The following is a 19404-nucleotide window of genomic DNA, read 5'->3' as shown; positions in this document are numbered from 1 at the left end:
CATATCTATTTCTCCTGCCTCATTAGTCCTCGACGACTAGGCCTTTGCCAATCGGGGTGGTTGCTTGAATCAGACCGTCTCGCACATCCGCAACTTCTAATAGTTGTCCTTGATGCAATAACGCTGCGCGATCACAAAGTCTACGAATAACACTCATCTCATGAGTCACGATGACGATAGTCACGCCAAGCTGCTCATTGATATCGCGCAGACAAGTCAGCAAACTACGGGTCGTTGCAGGGTCAAGCGCACTGGTTGGCTCATCGGCCAACAATACTTTTGGACTAGGGGCAATCGCGCGAGCAATACCCACACGCTGTTTTTGTCCACCTGATAGCTGCGCAGGATAGTGACCAGCACGATCGGTCAAGTCAACAATCGCAAGACAATCCATGACGCGCTTATGAATGTCGCGACTTGGATAACCAGAGATTTTTAAGTTAAATGCCACGTTGTCAAAGACCGTTTGATTAGACATTAGATTAAACTGCTGAAAAATCATACCGATATTATGACGGGCAATGCGCAGCTCACTGGCAGACAGCGTAGTTAGGTCAGTACCGTCTATCACGACTTGACCCGAATCTGGACGTTCAAGCATGTTGATTAGGCGCAATAAGGTAGATTTACCTGCACCTGAATAACCCATTAGACCAAAGATTTCGCCTTGTTTGATAGTCAGAGATGTCGGCTCAACAGCGGTAAACCAATGTGGTTTGCCGTCCTTGTCTTTGATTGATCGGTCGCTTAAAAAACTTTTGGTCACATCGTTTAAGACAATCATGTCATTCATGGAGGGCTCAAAATTTAATAAATTTTTTAATGGTTAAAAACGCGTCATCAGGCCTCTTTCAATATGTAAGAAGCTTGCTAAAACGACAACAGTCAATAACCGTATAATAAGGGGCGGTAATATAGCATATTATCAGGCACTTTGGATATGCACATACGTGTCCGGCTTATGATTAATAGTGATTAAGAATAAGCAGTTAAAATGGCAAGTGTGAAGGTGACAGCGTGATAGCTATCTATATAATGATGGGGACTGATTACTCGTGATAGTTGTAATGAGGATCGTGATGAATAGGGATAGTCACTAAAAATCTAGTATGACCATTTAGCGTATCTGTAATAATGCGTCCTTGATGGGCGGTAACGATTTGTGAAACTAGGGATAACCCTAATCCAGAGCCTTTGTTTTTCTGCTGCAAACGTACAAATGGGCTAAAGACTTCTTCTCGCTTACCTTCAGGGATGCCAGTGCCTTCGTCGATTACAGCCAGCACCGCATATTTTGGCAAAGGACGTTCAGGTTCAGTTTTGGCTTTTTTCATATGCTTGGCAAATAAGCCTTCTTTACGCACGACTGCGCCTGAGTTCTCACTGTTTGAGCTATTAGATTTGGCATCATCTTTCGTATTATTTGAGCCATTATTTTTAATAGCGGTATCAGTAATAGATTTATCTGGTTTTTGAGCGCTATTATCGACGAGAGTGCCAGCATTCGCGTTTTCTACGTTGCTTATAGAGTTTGTTTTAGCTACTTCAATCAAGTCAGTGTTGTTAGTAGTATCAGTGTCGCTAGCAGGTTCAGTAGAATCTGGAACAGCTCTCCAAATAACTTTCTTAATTCTGTCAGTCAACTCATTGGTAAAGCTGTAATAGTCAGCAAGTAGTGATGTTTCGCCAGTAGTAGGTTGGGGTTTGCTAGCACTGTCTATTAAGCTGCCATCTGAAAGGCCATTATCAATACTGACTTCATCATTCCTCTCGTTGTTTTCATTGCGAGCAGCTATGTCTTCACCGTTTTTGTAGATCGTCGGCGTTGGTAGATCTGCTATTGAGTCAGTCGTTTCTGATTTATTTTTATCAACCGAACTAGTAGTTTCATGTTTAGCGGCTTGGTGTTCAATTATTTTGGCATCAGCGTTTTCTTCATAATCGTCAAAATCTAAACTGTTGTAATCGACAAAGCTGCTGCATAGCACTGTTTGTAATAGATAGTCGGGCACAGTTTCGGCTTCTTCTATGCTTTGAACACCATATAGCAATACCGTAACAGGTGGCTTGCCATGTAGCATAGCGTTGGTAAGTAAGTTACGAATCAAATGAGTCAACATTGATGACTGACCATCTATCACGATGTGCTCACCAATCAGGGTGGCTTCAGGATAGTGCTGACGTTCTTGATTTACCAAATCGTATAAATCGAGGTTTTCAACTTGTTGTAAAGCATGTCCCGCATCCAAACGGCTAACCAGTAATATGCTTTCTACTAAATCATTAAGACCTGACAAGTCTCTATTGATCGCTTGTGCCCGTTTATCGAACTTTGCTTTGGTATCAGTTGGTAGCGCATTAGCCAACATATCCATCATTTCAATCTGTAGACGGATACGCGTAATCGGTGTGCGTAGCTCATGAGAGGCATGTGCTAATAGCAAGTTATTGGCATCAATTAAGTGTTCAATTTTTTGTGCTGCTTGGTTGAATCCGCGTGCTAGTGCAGCGATTTCGTCATTACCACGTGCATTCACTCGCACCGTAAAATCACCATCACCCAACTGAGTCATTTGCTGGCTCAATTGGTCAATACGCCATGTCATCGTCCGGGCAATCAACCATAGTACACCTGCCATAATGAGCAAGAGTAGTAGCGTACCAGTGAACAAGTTCAAGGCTGCAGAAAGGACAGGTTTTTTAGGCGTTAGACGTGATTCATATAGTAAGGTATAACCCGTACTGCTATATACTTGGGCTTGCTTAGTAGGTGATGTATCTGCAAGTGACGGAAAAACGCGTGAAAATAAAGAAGGAGTAGGGGGAAGCTCTAGGGGTAGGTCGCTATTGTCAGTTTGCATGAGCAGCCGACCTTCACTGTCATACAATCCCATTTTTGCTTGCAGTGATTCATCAAAAATATCAAAGCTTTTCTTAACGACCGCCAGCATAAAACGCGACTGTAAACGGTTGTCTTTGCTGATGGAAATATTCAATTCGTGCAAGAATGGATCGATTTGACCCAAAATCTGTGTGGCTAATATCTCTGAGCGAATACCAGCGTCTTTGTCATGAACAAGTTGGGTCAACAGCACCATTGCTACAGCAAATAACGTAAGTGCCAGCATAACGCTGGCAAATAGTTTGGCAAATACGGAACGAAAACCCAATTGCTGCATTAAACGATCTCTATTATTAAACGCTTGTACCGACTCATAGTATAGAGTTTACACCATGAGTCAGCTAATTAGGTATCCTTTACGATTACACCTGATCAGTGGCAAATTGATAGCCGACGCCGCGTACGGTAATAATACGTTTTGGCTGGCGTGGATTGTCTTCGATCAAAGCACGTAGACGCGAGATATGTACATCAATCGCACGGTCAATATTGTCTGAGCTGTCATCATTTGGCATCGCTTGCCAGAGTTGCTCACGATTCAACACCTTGCCAGAATGAGTGGCGAAGTAATGTAACAACTGAAACTGATGCGTGGTCAGACGTACCGGTTGGTCATCGATAGTGACTTCATGACTATCAGGAAACACACTCAAACGGCCAAAGGTTAAGCTGTCTGATTGGCTATCGGCTTGATTTGGTTGCTCATGGCGACGAATAACCGCACGAATACGAGCTAAAAGCTCACGTGGCTCAAAGGGTTTGGCGATATAATCGTCAGCACCCATCTCTAGCCCCAACACGCGATCGGTTGTGTCGCCTTTTGCGGTCAGCATGATAATAGGCACTTTATTGGTCATGTTGTTCTTGTTGCCACGAATCTTTTGACATACTTGCATACCGTCCATATCAGGTAGCATAAGATCCAATACAACCAAGTCAATATCGCGCTCTTTGGTGTCTAATAAGTCGAGACCTTCTTGACCAAGACCAGCATGATGCACATCATAATAGTTCATGGTCAAATAATCGCTGATCAGCTCAGCCAAATCTGGATCGTCTTCAATCAATAAAATCTGCTTACTCATGGGATGTCCTCTAATTGTTATTGTGATTTATAAAAATATAACGTTTCTGGTGATAACGAGCTGTTGGTAATAATAAATAGTTAAACTATTAAGCCTTTACGTTTTCAAATATACAGAATAGCGCATAATTAAATGTGAGTCGTCTTTTAATACTCGGATAATGCTATATATGGTAGGGCCATATTGCCTAATTATGCTGTTACAAAACAAGAGAAGCTTTGTTAATGTTTCTACGTAATGTAACTGTCAGCATAAGCTATTATGACACAATGACTTTTTTACCTTTAGAATCAACAGGTAAGTCAGCCAAACAAATTAAGCTATCATTGCTCACACCGGCTATCAAATATTGCTGCGTAGTAGGATCGTATTCCACTACCTCAATAGGTTGGCGTGTTAAACGCTGATCTTGACCTATAATCCAAACATTCGCAGTCAATGGTTGTAGCGGCATATAAGGAGGAGTTTGCAACTCTGTCAGATCAACATCATGTAGCGCGCGCTTAGGTACGATAGTGCCTACATCTATTTGACCATAGTTGACGCGCCCTGTGACTTTCATATTTGGCAATAATTTATCACGACTTACTTCATTATCGATGACATTAACATAGACTAAGAGCTTTTTAGGCTGACTGGTCGATACCAGTTTGCTGACTTGTCCCGTAAACTTGTCTGAGATACCTTCGGCAGTAAAATTGACTGTCTGACCAACTGAAAGCTGTGGTTTTGCTTGTATAGGCAGGGTAGCCATAAAGTGCAGTTTGGTCTCATCACTGATCTGTAGTAGAGACTCACGCGCTGCTAGCTGTTGTCCTACATCAGCAGATAAGCTTTCTACTCGCCCTGAGAAACTAGCATGAATGGTAATCGAATTATACGGTGCATCTTGTTTGGCAGTATTGAGGTCTGCATTTTGATTAGTGATGTCGCTATCAGTATCTATCGCAGAGTTTACTTCTAACGTTTTATCACTATCAGTTTTTCTCACAACAGCAATGTCTGCGTCTGGCGCAGCTTGTGCAGATTTAGCATCAGAGTTTTGCGTATCTACTAGATTGGTTTTATTAACATCGTTTGATTCTACATTACCTTGCTCAGGCTTATTCAAACCTTCAGCTTTGCTAGCCGTACCTATACGTCTAAAAACTAGCAATGGTGTGCCTTTTTCTACCCATTGACCTTCACTAACCAGTGTCTCTTCTATACGAATCGGATGTACAGCAACAAATGTGGTCTGCTTGATAGGTTCGATATTACCTTGTAAGCCGAGACTCGGCTGATACCTTGAAGGCTTAATACTCAGGATATGTTCTGGCGTCATGGTGACACTATCACTTGTGATGATAAGTGGCGTGTCTGCGGTTTCTGCTTCAGTGTCAGTAACGGCTGATTCATTTATAGGTGACGGCTGACAAGCAGCGATAAATAGTACGCTGAATAAATAGAGGCTTTTTCTTAAATGTCTAGAAGCTGTCATAGCAGTCACCATTGTAATCGTCATATCATTATATAGTGAATTGTAACTCGGTGGAACGACTGTAAGATATTTACTAAATTTAAGAAAGCTGATAACTCAGTATTGAGAAGAGTTGAAGTTATACCTTTAATAGATAAGAACAGTTATTTGTGATACCAATGAGTTCGAACATAATTTTGCTAATTACTGGAAAAGTAATACTAACTATGCTAAAACAAACACTATAAAATATACTGATACATTTTTATTACAAATGAAAATTATCCAGTAATATGATTACCAGTTATATACAATACAAAGTTATAATAATAATGCCTTCTATCTAAATTCCAATTTATTTATATATCAAAAATTGGATTTATATTTAATTAAAATCATTGTTATATTTGACTTCTTTATTGGATATGCGCAGGGTAAATTATCTTATTCAAGGCACTCAAATAACCCTAGATTTTGTAAGATTAATAATAATAAAGTGCGTATAGTACGCTATATTGATACCGCGATTAGTCAGTAGGCATCAATTGTAGAAGATTCGCTGTTATTACAAATTTCAACGCAGACAATGCAAATGTAGGTACTTATATCGATCTGACAATAGATGATATAAAAGTTGAAAATAGTCAAGAAAATTTTGTATTGCTAGATAGCGTTACGAACAAATAGTCGTTTACAGGACAATGAGAATGGAAAATAATTTTGAAGGTTTAAAAGTAATGGTAATTGATGATTCAAAAACCATTCGCCGTACTGCAGAAACTTTATTACAAAAAGCGGGCTGTGAAGTAGTGACCGCTATCGATGGTTTTGATGCGTTAGCAAAGATTGTAGATAACAATCCAGATATTATTTTTGTCGACATTATGATGCCACGTCTAGATGGATATCAGACTTGTGCGCTGATAAAAAATAACCCTGATTATGCTAATAAACCGGTAATTATGTTGTCATCTAAAGATGGTTTATTTGATAAAGCACGTGGTCGTATTGTGGGTTCTGATGAGTATCTGACAAAGCCATTTAGTAAAGATGAGCTTTTTGATGCTATTAATCAGTACCGTTAATCGAATAAATATAGACTTACAGGGAGTGATTGATATTATCGCTCCAGATTATTCAATACTGAATAATTATGATTAAAGAGTGGCTACCAGTAGATTTATAGGTGCTATTTTTAATCATTTTATCTGAACCATATATCAATATATCTTCACAGATATTTTAGAACTTAAAGGAACCTCCTATGACTACCGTTTTAGTCATTGACGACTCGCCATCAGAAATGGCGAAATTTCGCGATATGCTTGCCAAAAATAACTTTCAAGTGTTGGAAGCGACCAATGGTGAGCAGGGTTGCCAGATGGCAGCTGAACATTTACCAGATGTGATTTTGATGGATGTGGTCATGCCTGAAATGAATGGTTTTCAGGCCACGCGCAAGATTACTCGCGGTAAAACCACTGCTCATATCCCTGTCATCATGATCAGTACCAAAAACCAAGAAACAGATAGAGTTTGGGGCAAGCGTCAGGGCGCCAAAGAATATATGAACAAACCAGTTGATGAAAGTGGATTGGTCAATATGATTCGCAAAGTGATGGAGTAACTTGTGGCTTCTAGAGGATTTATTGAGCTTCTGCGTTTAGCAGATTTGGCACGCGCGCGCAAAAGCGGTCGCCGCGGTGGCCAAGAGTTTGATTGGCAAGGTGTGGTATTTGAAATTGGTGGGCAGCGCTTAGTTGCCCCTATGGGTCAGGTATCAGAGGTATTATCTATGCCAGAATATACTAGCCTACCTCTAGTAAAGCCATGGATGCTAGGTATTGCCAACATTCGTGGGCGACTCTTACCTTTAACGGATTTGTCGCATTTTTTGCAAGTACCTAGTCGCTTGACACAAATGAGCCAACGAAAAGTTATCGTCATTGATTATGACAATAACTTTTCAGGACTGCTGGTGGATCAAGTACTTGGTATCGAACAGTTCACACAAGAACAGTATCGTCCAGAAGCCATAGATCCAGAGTCGCCGTTTGCGCCTTATAACCATGGCAAGTTTTTCAAAAATGACCAAGACTGGTATGTATTTATGCCAAGTTTGCTTGCGCAGGATACTCAGTATTCAGATGCTGCAATATAATTGTCGATATCAGATGCTGCAATATAATTGTCGATAATAGAAGACCTGTCTGTTAAGTAACGACAGAGAAATAGCGACTGACATAATAGGGTTCGATGTCAGCATTTATACAGGCTTTGCTAATCATTGTTTAGATAACAATACGATTGTCAAAGTCAGCCACAATTAGACTTTGATGACTGTTTGAAAGGAAGACGCAAGATGAGTGATGTGATAAAAAAACCTGTAGCTGGTATGGCTAAAACATCAGCAGATGGCAAAGACGCTGATAGTACTTGGAAGCTATTGTTAGGATTTTTTGTTCTATTAAGTTTGGCTTGTCTGATTTGGCTAGTTAACTCGCTATCATCGGTAAGTCAGTATTTCGATAGTTTCAATCAATCCGTTATCTTGCCAGCGGCTGTATTTGCAATCGGCGCATTGGGGATTGTGTTTGCTTTGTACCAGCTACTGAAACACCGTGGTGGATCAGAGCGATCACTTATTGAGAAAGAAACCTTGCGTCGTCGCCAAGAAGCAGAAGCTGAGTCTGAGCGAGCGCGTCAAATCCAAGAAGAAAACGAACGTAACCAGATCGCTATTTTACGTCTACTTGATGAATTGGGTGATTTGGCAGAGGGTGATTTGACCGTTAATGCGACTGTATCAGAAGACTTTACAGGGGCGATTGCCGATTCAGTCAACTTTGCAATTGACCAATTACGACAGTTGGTACTTGTTATTAACAGCACTGCTGACCGAGTCTCACAGTCTTCAGATCAAACGCAGATGAATGCTGTTGAACTGGCTGAAGCTTCTGAACACCAGGCACAAGAGATTGCTGGTGTATCAGCCGCTATTAATGAGATGACTGTCTCAATTGATCAGGTTTCAAACAACGCTGCGGAATCTGCAACGGTTGCCCAGCGTTCAGTTGCTATCTCTCACAATGGAGCAGAAGTTGTACAACGCTCTATTGAGGGTATGAACGTTATTCGTGATCAGATTCAAGAAACGTCAAAACGTATTAAGCGTCTTGGTGAGTCTTCGCAAGAGATTGGTGATATCGTTGGACTAATTAACGATATTGCTGACCAGACCAACGTTTTGGCATTGAACGCCGCTATTCAGGCATCGATGGCAGGGGAAGCGGGCCGAGGCTTCGCGGTTGTTGCTGATGAGGTACAGCGTCTGGCTGAGCGTTCAGCGAACGCTACTAAGCAGATTGAAACATTGGTAAAAACCATTCAGGCCGATACCAACGAAGCAGTTATGTCGATGGAATCAACAACTTCTGAAGTTGTACGCGGCGCACGCTTAGCAAAAGATGCGGGTGAAGCACTAGAAGAGGTACAGAGCGTTTCTAACACCTTGGCTGACTTGATTCAAAACATCTCAAACGCTGCATTACAACAGGCTGAGTCTGCGGGTCACATTTCTCACACCATGAACATCATTCAAGATATTACCTCGCAAACTTCTTCTGGAACGATGGCAACAGCCCGTTCTATTGGTGAGCTAAGTGAAATGGCAGCAGCACTACAGGAATCGGTAACGGGCTTTAAGGTATCGAACGACGACGAGCTAGTAGATTATGAAGTGTTAGATACGGAAGCCCCATTGAAAGAAAGCGTTTAGTGATTAGTTATTCTGTTAGAGCAAGATTGGTAGCATTTGATTGTTCTGCGTATTGAATAAAGTTGCTGCTGTAAGAATGATAAGAAGAAGCCGTAATCATAGTAGGTGATTTATCTAGCATAGATGGTGTTAATAAGCCAAATCATCTGCTTATACAGTTGATCTGACATTAGGTAATACTTTGATGAAAGTCGACAGTTTGGATGTGCAACGATGGCAAAAGTACATAGAGCAGGAAACTGGATTTGTGCTGCCAGACATACAGCTACAGTGGTTGGCCAATGCAATTGACTGTACGGCGATGTCGAACGGATTGAGCGTTCAACAATTATGGTATCAACTATCGAAAAATGATGAGTTGCGTCAGCAGTTGCTGGATAAAGTACTCATTCATGAGAGTCGCTTCTTTCGACATAGACCCTCTATCGACTTTGTTACAGAATATGCATTGCAGCATCGTAAAGCGGACAACATTGATAGTTTGTTTCGTATTTGGAGTGTTGGCTGCGCAAGTGGACAAGAAGCTTGGTCACTGGCCATGAGCTTGGCCGCACAGCGATGTCAAGGCTATAAAATATTAGGGACAGACATCAGCGAAGAGGCTATTAAAAGCGCACGGTTGGGGCAATACGATAACAGGCAGCAAACTTTAATCCCGCAACCGTGTCAGCCGTTTGTTCAGCCGCTACCTTCTAAGAGTACATCAAACAGATTGAAGCCTAGCACATCAGAAGCGGCTAATAGTATGCAGGAGAGTTGGCAGGTAGCGCCTGTATTGCAGCCACACGTCAATTTTTCTGTACATAATATTATTGAACAAAAACCACCCACTACGCATCTTCAGAATGTGATTATTTGCCAAAACATGCTGCTATATTTTCGTAAATTTGATCAGCGTGATATTTTGGCACGGTTATCAGAGCAGTGCGCGTTAGAGGGATATATTATATTGGCTCCAGGTGAGGCGTTGTTCTGGCGTCCTTCAAATATGCGCCGCATTGCGCACCCACAGGTTAATGTGTGGCAAAAAATTAGTGCCTAAATTAGTGCATAGACGAGTTAGGATAAACCTATGAAAAACCAGCCCAATGACATCGTGACATTTCAGTGGTTGCTACCATTATTCAATCAGCAGTTAACACAGATATCTGACGGTTGGCAATTAGGTGAATCTAGCATCGACCATGAACAGCTGATATCAAGTTATCATCAGGTTAGTGGTGCACTCATCATACTTAAGCATCCCTTATTAGCAAATGTTGCTAGCAAGTTGAGTCAACTCGCAGGATTAAGAAATTATGATGATTTTTCTATTAAAGAGCGTCGTATAGGTCAGTTCTCTCATCGATTGTTGCAACGAGAGATCAATCAGTATGCGCGTACAGGGATCTATCATATAGAGCTGATAAACAGGGCAGTTGATGAGCTGACCCAAGCTTTGTCTCAACGAGACATAGAAACTGACATTCCTGTAAAAATTAGTGATATTGAGCATGAATACACGAATGATCATGCGAATAACGAAAATATTATCAATAGTATTGAAGCGGCCGTGCCGACAGAACAAGCTACCGCTAGATTGACAAGTGAACAGTGTCAGCAGTTGCTACTCGTATGGCGTCAGCAAGTACAAGCATTACTGATCACTAATACAAATCAGTCATCAGCACTCAGTACCTTAGAAAAAGCTAGCCAGTATCTTAGGCAGACAACACAAGATAGTGGTTTACAAAGACTATGGTGTTTGACTGAGTTACTGCTAAGCGATCTGGCCCAAAACGAGACACCACTTCCTGAACGTTATGCACCATTATTAGGTCAGCTTGATCAAGTTATAGAATCTTGTGCCCAATCAAATGAAGTACCTTCAACTATAGTTGTAAGATTGACCACCGCAATCTATGTCGAATTGAGTTATCTAGCGCACAGTAGCAAACGTACTCAGTCTATTTTGGATAAAGTATCTCAAAGTAGCACGACAGCGTCTCGTTTTTTACCGCAATTATTAACTCAGCTCGATGCGCTTATTTTCAAGCTGGATGAGCCAGATAGCTTGGTAGCTCCTTTACAACATATCAAAGAGCAGCTCAAAAACCGAGGCTGGACTTACTATGTGTCTCAGGTGGAATCAATTCTTGCAGATTTGAAACAGTCTCTCGTATCAGAAACAAGTTTTGCGCAAGAGCAATGGCAAATTGAACGCAAGCTGCAAGAGTTATACAACGCTATTTATAGTACTGAGCAAACTATTTCACTTAAGATTGGTGATGCGACCTCTTTCGCTACTTTGTCTGAAGTGATAAGCAGCAATGAAACAGAATTAACAGGTAAACATGACTCTATTCCTACCGATGATGGCCTACGTGAGCTTCGAATTGCAGTAGAAGAAATAAAGCAAAATTTTAACGATTATATACAACATCAAGATATTGAGTTATTACCAGCGTCTACTGATTTTACCAGTATTGGTCAAGCTTTTGATGATATGGAATTGCCAGAAATCCGTCATACTATGGATGATATCGGTAGTCTATTTGCACAGTTAACTACTCGTAATATTACTACCCCGAGCTGGAGTTTGGTGCAGGCGTTGGCTGAAAGCTTAACGTCTATTGAGCTATTACTTGATTATCTTGCGCAGCAGGTTTTCGACCAGCAGTTGCTCACTTTAGCAAATGAACATACGGCCAGAGCAACACAGCTTCTTGATACTGATATCGATTCACCAGAAGCGCTTAACGAGACTGTACTCACTCAAGAGTCAGCCGCGACGAATGTTGTACGTTACGACGATAATGGCGAAATTAGCCCTGTTATCAATGTGGGCGATGAGAGTGTAGTTGAACCAGATAGTGTGAGTCTGTCCAACAATACTGAAAGTGATGCACTAAAGCAGGCTCGTGAACACGTGAAGCCTGATAACTTCGAAACAGATGAAGATGTCCACGATATCTTTATTGAAGAAGTGACTGAAATTATTACTGATCTTGAAGATTTTCTTCCTATCTGGGCGCAAGACTTGCAAGATCTAACCCCATTGACTGAAGTGCGTAGAGGTTTTCACACTCTAAAAGGCTCAGGTCGTATGGTTGGTGCCTTTAGTATCAGTGAGATAGCATGGTCAATCGAAAACCTACTCAATCGTTTATTAGATAAAACATTGCCAGTAACAGATGATGTTGTGAATCTAGTGGTTGATACCACAAAAATTCTACCAGTATTGGTAGCAGATTTTTCAGCGCAGCGACCACCAAGCTTTGATCCTGCGATTGCTATCTTACAAAGTAGTAATCTGATGAGTCAGCAGCCGGTTAATACTGGACTGACGCTAACTGAACTTGCTCCTAAAGAGGTTATGTCAGATGATGCAGAATTAGAAAAATCGCTACTAGAAATTGATGATGTTGATAACGATTCTAATAACGATAGTACCGAGTTAGTCACTGACTCGAATAACGAAGACGCAAATATCAACGAATATCTATCTACATTGGATATTCCAGAGAGTCTTGCACCTTTTATTAGAGAGACTAATCAACTACCAGCTGATGCCGACGATGCAGATCCTGATATCAAAGAGATATTTATAGAAGAGGCCAATGAAGTATTGGCAGAAATTGTGCCATTGTATGAAAGCTGGCAGAAAAATTCGACCGATCTAGAGGGATTAAAAGATATTCGCCGTGGTTTCCATACCTTGAAAGGTTCGGGCCGCATGGTAGGCGCTAACTATACAGCTGAACTAGCATGGTCTATAGAAAACATGCTTAACCGTATTTTAGATAATAGTGTCGCTATCTCAGTTGATATGCGTCAGTTGATTACAGATGTACTGGCAGCTTATCCTGATATGCTTGTAGCGTTTGAACAGGGTACTCAAGATTATCCAGCTGTTGTCCCAGTGTGGATTGCGTGTGCTGATGCATATAGTAAACAGCAGGGTAATGGATTTAGCTATGCTGCTTTGTTTGCACAATCAGCAAGTAGTTCTATAGACGAGATGGAGGAAACGAAGCCATGGTCTGATACGGCTGAGACTAACAATGCTTATGATGACAACAGTAATGAAGCAATAGATTCTACCTTACAGACCTTTCATTCAGTTAACGAAAGAATGGCTGAGGCAGCGGTTGTTCTTACCCCTCAAACCGAAGAAGAAAAAGCATTTTGTAAGATATTTATTGATGAAGCAGAAGAGCTGCTTGATTGTATCGAACAGTTTGTCAAAGACAATAGAGAACAGCATCATATAGAAATCACAGATGAAATCGTACGCGCATTTCATACTTTGCGCGGCGCTTCTGGTTCTAGTGCTTTGGCCGCTATCAGCGAAGTCAGTGCGACCATCGAGCATAGCTTGGAGTCACTACAACAACAAGATATAGGCATGAATGCTCAGCACTTAGCAGCATTAGCCCAGTCAGCCACATTAATAGAGGGTTATCTAAACAACTATAAGCAAAATATAGAGCCGCACGATGCATCAACAGAGGACGATGGGTCGCAGAGTCAGCATGATATAGCATCATTGCAGGCCATGCTTGATGAGCAATACGTGGCTAATGACACTACTGTCATGACCAATAAGAAACCGACGATAGAAGAGTTATTAGACAGTAATATTGATACGTTGCTCGATGCTGAGTGGGAATTAGATGATGCGTTGAATCATACTGAGATAGAGCATGTTCAAGGCTATATAGAGCAGCAAACCTTTCAAATAGCTTCTCTTATGGAAAAAGCGCAAGCATTTCCAAAATTTGTCACGATTTTAGATGAGCTGGGTAATGCGTATCGTTATTTGAGTAATAATATCGATAAAGCTCAAAATCAAGACATTCAAGCGATATTGCATGCAGGTCATGCTCAGCTGATTGGCTTGTTTGATGCCTTAGCTGGAAGTACCTCCTTAAAAATAGATAAACAAGTCATTGATGATCTACAGAGTATTTATCAAGAAAGGGGTGAGAACGAGGACGTTGGCTTCACCGTTAAAGTTGTTTCAGCAACTGAGTTACAGTTTGAAACGATTGACACTGATATCGAGCTATTAGAGATATTTTTAGAAGAGGCACAAGAGCTTGATACTGCACTAGATGAAAGCTTTAATAAATGGCGTGCCGATATCACTAATATCAATGCGCTGAAAGTTTTACAGCGTCATTTGCACACGATTAAAGGCGGTGCACGGATGGCTGGTATCCGTAGTATTGGTGATTTGACTCACGAAGCAGAAAGCGTCTATGAATCGTTTGTAGAGAGCCGAAGAGCGCCAACCGCGCAGTGGCTTGAAATCATGCAAATGGTGCAAGACACGATGTCACTACAAGTGATGCATATTGTGAGTCATAAGAAATCTTTCTTTACTCCAGAGCTCATTGAGCAGTTGCGCCAGCTTGAAAAAGCAAAAACGTTACCAGAGGTAATAGATCTAGTCATACCAGTACCGAAAAATCACTTTGAACCTACAGAGCGTAGCATTGCTGCCAATGTTGTTGACAGTGATAATGAGGCATTGAGTACCCTAAGTCTGGATAGCATGATTAAACAATCATGGGCCAATGGATTGCCTGATCCTGATATATTAGCAGTATTTTTGGAAGAGGCAGAAGAGCTTACCAATCGTAATAAGTATCTGCACTTGTTCTTAAAAGACACGAGTAATACCACAGCGTTGCAAGCGCTCCAACGTGACTTACATACCATAAAGGGTGGCGCACGCATGGTCACTGCCTCTGGTATTGCTGACTTAGCTCATGAAATGGAATCAGTTTATACGGATTTTGTCAGTAATCGACGTCCAGCCACCAAAAAAGTATTAGAATTACTGGTTGCAAGTCATGACTGGCTAGCTGATGCAGTATTTATTCTTCAACAACATGTTAATCCACCGACGCCTACGCTGTTAATTGAAGCGTTGGAGCAGTTTGGTAGAAACCCTGATAGCCTAAAAACGATACCTAAAGAGTCTCTACAAGCCCAGCGTGAAGCAATCTTGATTGCCAAAGAAAACCAAGATTCGCAGTATCTTGCAAAAGATATCAGTGAAATGCCGTCTATGCTTAGAGATACTCATGAGGAAGATCAGAGCGCTAGTAGCAATGAGATGATTCGTATCTCGGGTGGTTTAATTGAGCACATGATTAATTTATCTGGTGAGTCAGCGATTAACCGTGCTCGTATCGATATGGGTATCAGTAGTCTAACAAACAGTATTGAAGAGATGGGTACGACAGTACAACGTTTGGCAGATCAGCTACGTCGTATGGAGATCGAGCTAGAAGCACAGATTCTGTCTCAGATAGATGAGGAACTCATCGATAATGAAGACTTTGACCCTCTAGAGATGGATCAATACTCATCTTTGAATCAGTTGTCTAAATCTTTAACAGAGTCGGCCTCGGATTTGGTTGATATTAACCATACATTATTAGAAAAGACACGTGATAGTGAAAGTCTACTTTTACAGTTGTCTCGTACCCAGACTGAACTGCAAGACGGTTTGATGAATTCGCGTATGGTGCCATTTACGCGTTTGACACCACGTCTTGAACGTATCGTACGTCAAACAGCTAACGAGCTCAATAAGTCTGTTGAACTGACCATCATTAATGCTGATGACGAGATGGATAGAACCATCCTAGAGCGCATTACGTCACCGCTTGAGCATATGTTACGTAATGCTGTCGACCATGGTATTGAAACCACATCGACCCGTCTGAAATCAGGCAAAGAGCGTAGCGGCCGTATTACCCTTGAAGTACATCGTGAAGGTAGTGAGATCGTCATCCAATTAACAGATGATGGGCGAGGCATTGATGTTGAAGCGGTACGTAGCAAAGCCATCTCTCAGGGTCTAATTGATGCAGACGATAATAGTCTGTCAGACCTTGATATTATGCAATATATTTTCAACGCTGGATTGAGTACTAGTCAGCAAGTGACTCAGATTTCTGGACGCGGCGTTGGTATGGACGTTGTTATTAGTGAGATTCGCCAACTAGGTGGATCGGTATCTGTCGTTTCAGAGTTGGGTAAAGGCTCTAGTTTTACGATGCGCTTACCACTGACAGTAGCCGTGTCTGACGCGTTGGTTGTTCGTGCTGCAGATCGCTACTACGCGATTCCATTGGTACAGATCGAGCGCGTGGTTCGAGTGAATCCAGAGAAGCTCTATGACTATTATCAATCAAATGATGCCACATTGAATTTCGAAGACACTGAGTATCGAGTACGCTATCTAAATGAAATTTTATCAGGCAATAAGTTAAATGAGTTGGTCGTAAATACCAATACCAGCTTACCGCTTATCATTATTAAAAACCGTACCGGACAGAATATTGCTTTGCAAGTGGATCAGATTGCAGGTTCGCGCATAGAAGTTGTTGTCAAACCTTTAGGCCAACAGTTATCAAATATTCCAGGGGTTTCAGCTGCTACTATCATGGGTGATGGCTCGGTCATGCTCATCTTAGATCTGATTGCTCTTATGCGTAATGCGCAATTGGTCAAGAATATTACGAAAGCTGCTGATGCTAAAAGAGGACGTATAGAGTCTAAATCTACCATTTTAGTCGTCGATGACTCAGTGACAGTGCGTAAAGTAACCTCACGTTTCTTAGAGCGCCAAGGGTTCAATGTGGCAGTCGCTAAAGATGGTATTGACGCAATTGAAATATTGCAAGATATGACACCAGATATGATATTGCTTGATATCGAAATGCCTCGTATGGACGGCTTCGAGGTCGCCACTCAAGTCCGACATAATAGTCGTCTAAAGCAAATTCCGATTATTATGATAACGTCACGTACTGGCGAAAAGCATCGTGAGCGTGCCTTAGAGATTGGTGTGAATGACTATATGGGTAAACCATTCCAAGAAAAAGAGCTGCTTGATAAAATGCAAAAATTACTAGGTGAAGGGGTCAGCCTGACTAATGAAGGATAATGCACGTGTTTTAGCGCTGCGAAAAAAAAATAGAAACGATATTAAAGTGATGGTGGTGGCAGAAGATCACCGCCAGCGCATGGCTTTTTCAGATACGGTACGTAGTTTCGGCTTTACGCTGGTCGGCTGTGTGTCACGAGCACAGTGGCAGGAAACAGGTGAGCTTTCTAATTCAGCTATCGATATTTGGTTGATAGACAGTGATTATGATGACAGTGTGGCAATAGCGACGGTGGCATCCAAACCAGCAGCAGTACTGGTTGGCTTCAGTCAAGCACCGTATCTAAATGAATCCCAAGAATATGCAAAGTGGCAACGTAAGTTAAAGCGTAAATTTGCCCAATTGCTTGACTTGCCAATATTGGTAGATGCTCCAGCTTACAAGAGTCCTGATACTGACTGGCATTATGTCGTATTTTTGGGTGCTTCTATGGGTGGCCCTAGTGCAGTTAAAGAGTTTTTAGATAACGTACCAGCCACACTACCAATTTGTATTTTATTGGCACATCATTTTAATCAGGCTATGATTGGTACGTTGCCGCGCATACTTAATCGTCATAATGACTGGCGCTGTAAGATTATTGCTTCTTCACAGCGGCTACGAGCAGGAGAGTGTCTGATAGTACCTATTGATAAGCAGGTTGTCTGTGATTCAACAGGTCGCGTGATACTATTGGATCAAGATTGGCATGGTGAATATAAGCCTGCAATCGGGCAGTTGCTTAAAAATACCAGTGATGTTCATGGTAGCGAGCTTATTAACATTATATTCTCAGGTATGGGTAATGATGGCTCTCAGTATCTAGACTTAATCCAAGATAATAATAGTCAATTATGGGCACAAGATCCGAGTTTGAGTGCATGTCCAAGTCAACCTCAGGCTATCATTGACTCAGGGTATTGCAATTTTGTTGGTAGCCCTACCGATTTAGCAAAAAAACTAATCGATTACATTGGTGAAAGGGCAGATAGCCATTCACATTAACTTATTGCGAGTGACGTATGACACAAATTTTGAAACATTCGTTTGAGGCTGTGAGTCTGTTGACTACCAACAACGGTATGCTTGACGTCACTATTGTTCCAGCCGTTAACCAGCCGGACTGGATCATTCCAAGCAGCCTAATTTTGAGTGTGGATGAGTCCCAGCAGCAGGTTTCTAGATACGACTGGCAACAACAAAATTTGGCTGTATTTAATTTGCTACTGCAAGATCAAGCTCCAGACAAAATGATTGTTTTGGAAGGTAATACGACTAATCACCGATTTGCCTTACAGACGGCAGGTAATTTGCGTCAGCTGCAAGCACGAATTTCTGAAGTGAAAGATGTAGAGACACCGGAACAGTTTAGTACTACCAATGGCGAAGATAGGGAAGAGTATTTTGATAAAAATGACGTCTCATCCTATCTATATCAAACAGTGATGATTGATGACGAAATCTATTTGGTGCCAGATTTGGATAAAATTGCCCATCACCTGATTGATTTAGATGGCTAGATTCTCACCTGTATTTAAGGTATTCTCCATTCTATAAATAGTAAGCCAGTAATGTTAATGACTTCATCTCTTGAAGAGCATTAGCTGGCTTATAAAACTGATTAGAGATAATTCCTGATAAAGGTAGTAGAGTCACTCATGAATAATGCCAACTCGAATGTATCAAAGTGGTCGGTTAGTAGCCGTATTTTTCATTGGATTAGTGCAGCCTTACTGTTAACCACATGGATAATGATACTGCTATATGAGAATTTAGATAGCAATGTGTTTATTGGATATCATAAAGCGTTCGGCGTGAGCCTGTTATTTTGGATGATTGCCCGAGTTATCAACCGCGTTTTTACTAAGGCACCACCACCGTTAGCCATGCCAAAATGGCAAATGCTCATATCTCAGCTGTCACATTTTGCTCTCTATGCCATACTGATTGCTATGCCAATGGTTGGCTTACTGATGGCAGTATATGGCGGTCGACCGGTTGATATTTTTGGTATCTTTCAGATCCCTGTATTCGTGACCCCAGATAGAAGCTTGGCTCGTTTTTATAATAACTTGCATACTGAGATTATCTGGCCGATGATTATTGGTTTTACGGTCTTGCATATAGCAGCCGCGTTATACCATCAGTTTGTCAAAAAAGACAATCTTATTGCCCGTATGAAATAATCTATAATCGATAAAAAAAGCCCCAAGTATCAAACTTGGGGCTTTTTTTATCGATTATAGAAATAC

At 41.4% G+C, this 19404-nt stretch carries 12 protein-coding genes and 1 pseudogene; 9 read left to right on the top strand and 4 right to left on the bottom strand.

The annotated features are described in order from the left end of the window. Nucleotides 1-22 precede the first annotated feature (22 nt). The 4 genes from AK824_RS11180 to AK824_RS11165 form a co-directional block, all read right to left on the bottom strand. A complete protein-coding gene (locus AK824_RS11180) occupies nucleotides 23-793 on the bottom strand; it encodes a methionine ABC transporter ATP-binding protein (RefSeq protein ID WP_057761581.1) in 771 nt (256 codons plus the stop codon). Nucleotides 794-1049: 256 nt separating this feature from the next. Beyond that, the gene (locus tag AK824_RS11175) at nucleotides 1050-3179 is read right to left on the bottom strand and encodes a sensor histidine kinase (RefSeq protein ID WP_057761580.1); all 2130 of its coding nucleotides are present in this window, start codon (nucleotides 3177-3179) and stop codon (nucleotides 1050-1052) included. Between the two features lie 85 nt (nucleotides 3180-3264). Further along, nucleotides 3265-3987 (bottom strand): response regulator transcription factor, encoded by a 723-nt coding sequence (locus AK824_RS11170; RefSeq protein ID WP_057761578.1) that lies wholly within the window; start codon nucleotides 3985-3987, stop codon nucleotides 3265-3267. Between the two features lie 259 nt (nucleotides 3988-4246). Beyond that, a complete protein-coding gene (locus tag AK824_RS11165; protein WP_057762633.1) occupies nucleotides 4247-5467 on the bottom strand; it encodes an efflux RND transporter periplasmic adaptor subunit in 1221 nt (406 codons plus the stop codon). Between the two features lie 686 nt (nucleotides 5468-6153). Between AK824_RS11165 and pilG the strand changes: the two genes are divergently transcribed. The 9 genes and pseudogenes from pilG (at nucleotide 6154) to AK824_RS11120 (ending at nucleotide 19338) form a co-directional block, all read left to right on the top strand. Continuing rightward, on the top strand, nucleotides 6154-6531 hold the full coding sequence (gene pilG / locus AK824_RS11160) for a twitching motility response regulator PilG (protein WP_057761576.1): 378 nt from the start codon (nucleotides 6154-6156) through the stop codon (nucleotides 6529-6531). Between the two features lie 179 nt (nucleotides 6532-6710). Then, nucleotides 6711-7073 carry a response regulator gene (locus AK824_RS11155; protein WP_057761573.1) on the top strand — a complete coding sequence of 121 codons (363 nt, stop codon included), beginning with the start codon at nucleotides 6711-6713 and terminating at the stop codon, nucleotides 7071-7073. A gap of 3 nt (nucleotides 7074-7076) precedes the next feature. Next, entirely contained in the window at nucleotides 7077-7607 is a 531-nt protein-coding gene (locus AK824_RS11150) for a chemotaxis protein CheW (protein WP_057761571.1), read from the top strand. Between the two features lie 330 nt (nucleotides 7608-7937). Next, nucleotides 7938-9224 (top strand): annotated as a pseudogene (locus tag AK824_RS11145) (methyl-accepting chemotaxis protein); the annotation flags it as partial. Nucleotides 9225-9408: 184 nt separating this feature from the next. Then, on the top strand, nucleotides 9409-10266 hold the full coding sequence (locus tag AK824_RS11140; RefSeq protein ID WP_082624642.1) for a CheR family methyltransferase: 858 nt from the start codon (nucleotides 9409-9411) through the stop codon (nucleotides 10264-10266). A 30-nt stretch (nucleotides 10267-10296) separates the two neighbouring features. Continuing rightward, nucleotides 10297-17172: an Hpt domain-containing protein gene (locus tag AK824_RS11135; protein WP_057761567.1), complete on the top strand. Its 6876-nt coding sequence runs from the start codon at nucleotides 10297-10299 to the stop codon at nucleotides 17170-17172. Beyond that, nucleotides 17162-18157, top strand: coding sequence for a chemotaxis protein CheB (locus AK824_RS11130; protein ID WP_057761565.1), 996 nt, complete (start codon nucleotides 17162-17164; stop codon nucleotides 18155-18157). The genes AK824_RS11135 and AK824_RS11130 overlap by 11 nt, the downstream gene beginning before the upstream one ends. A 17-nt stretch (nucleotides 18158-18174) precedes the next feature. Further along, on the top strand, nucleotides 18175-18672 hold the full coding sequence (locus AK824_RS11125) for a hypothetical protein (protein ID WP_057761563.1): 498 nt from the start codon (nucleotides 18175-18177) through the stop codon (nucleotides 18670-18672). A 138-nt stretch (nucleotides 18673-18810) separates the two neighbouring features. Then, on the top strand, nucleotides 18811-19338 hold the full coding sequence (locus AK824_RS11120) for a cytochrome b (RefSeq protein WP_057761562.1): 528 nt from the start codon (nucleotides 18811-18813) through the stop codon (nucleotides 19336-19338). Nucleotides 19339-19404: the final 66 nt, after the last annotated feature.

The sequence above is a fragment of the Psychrobacter sp. P11G3 genome (assembly GCF_001435845.1).
In the GTDB taxonomy this organism is placed as follows: Bacteria; Pseudomonadota; Gammaproteobacteria; order Pseudomonadales; family Moraxellaceae; genus Psychrobacter.
This window is presented reverse-complemented; position numbering and strand designations above follow the sequence as displayed.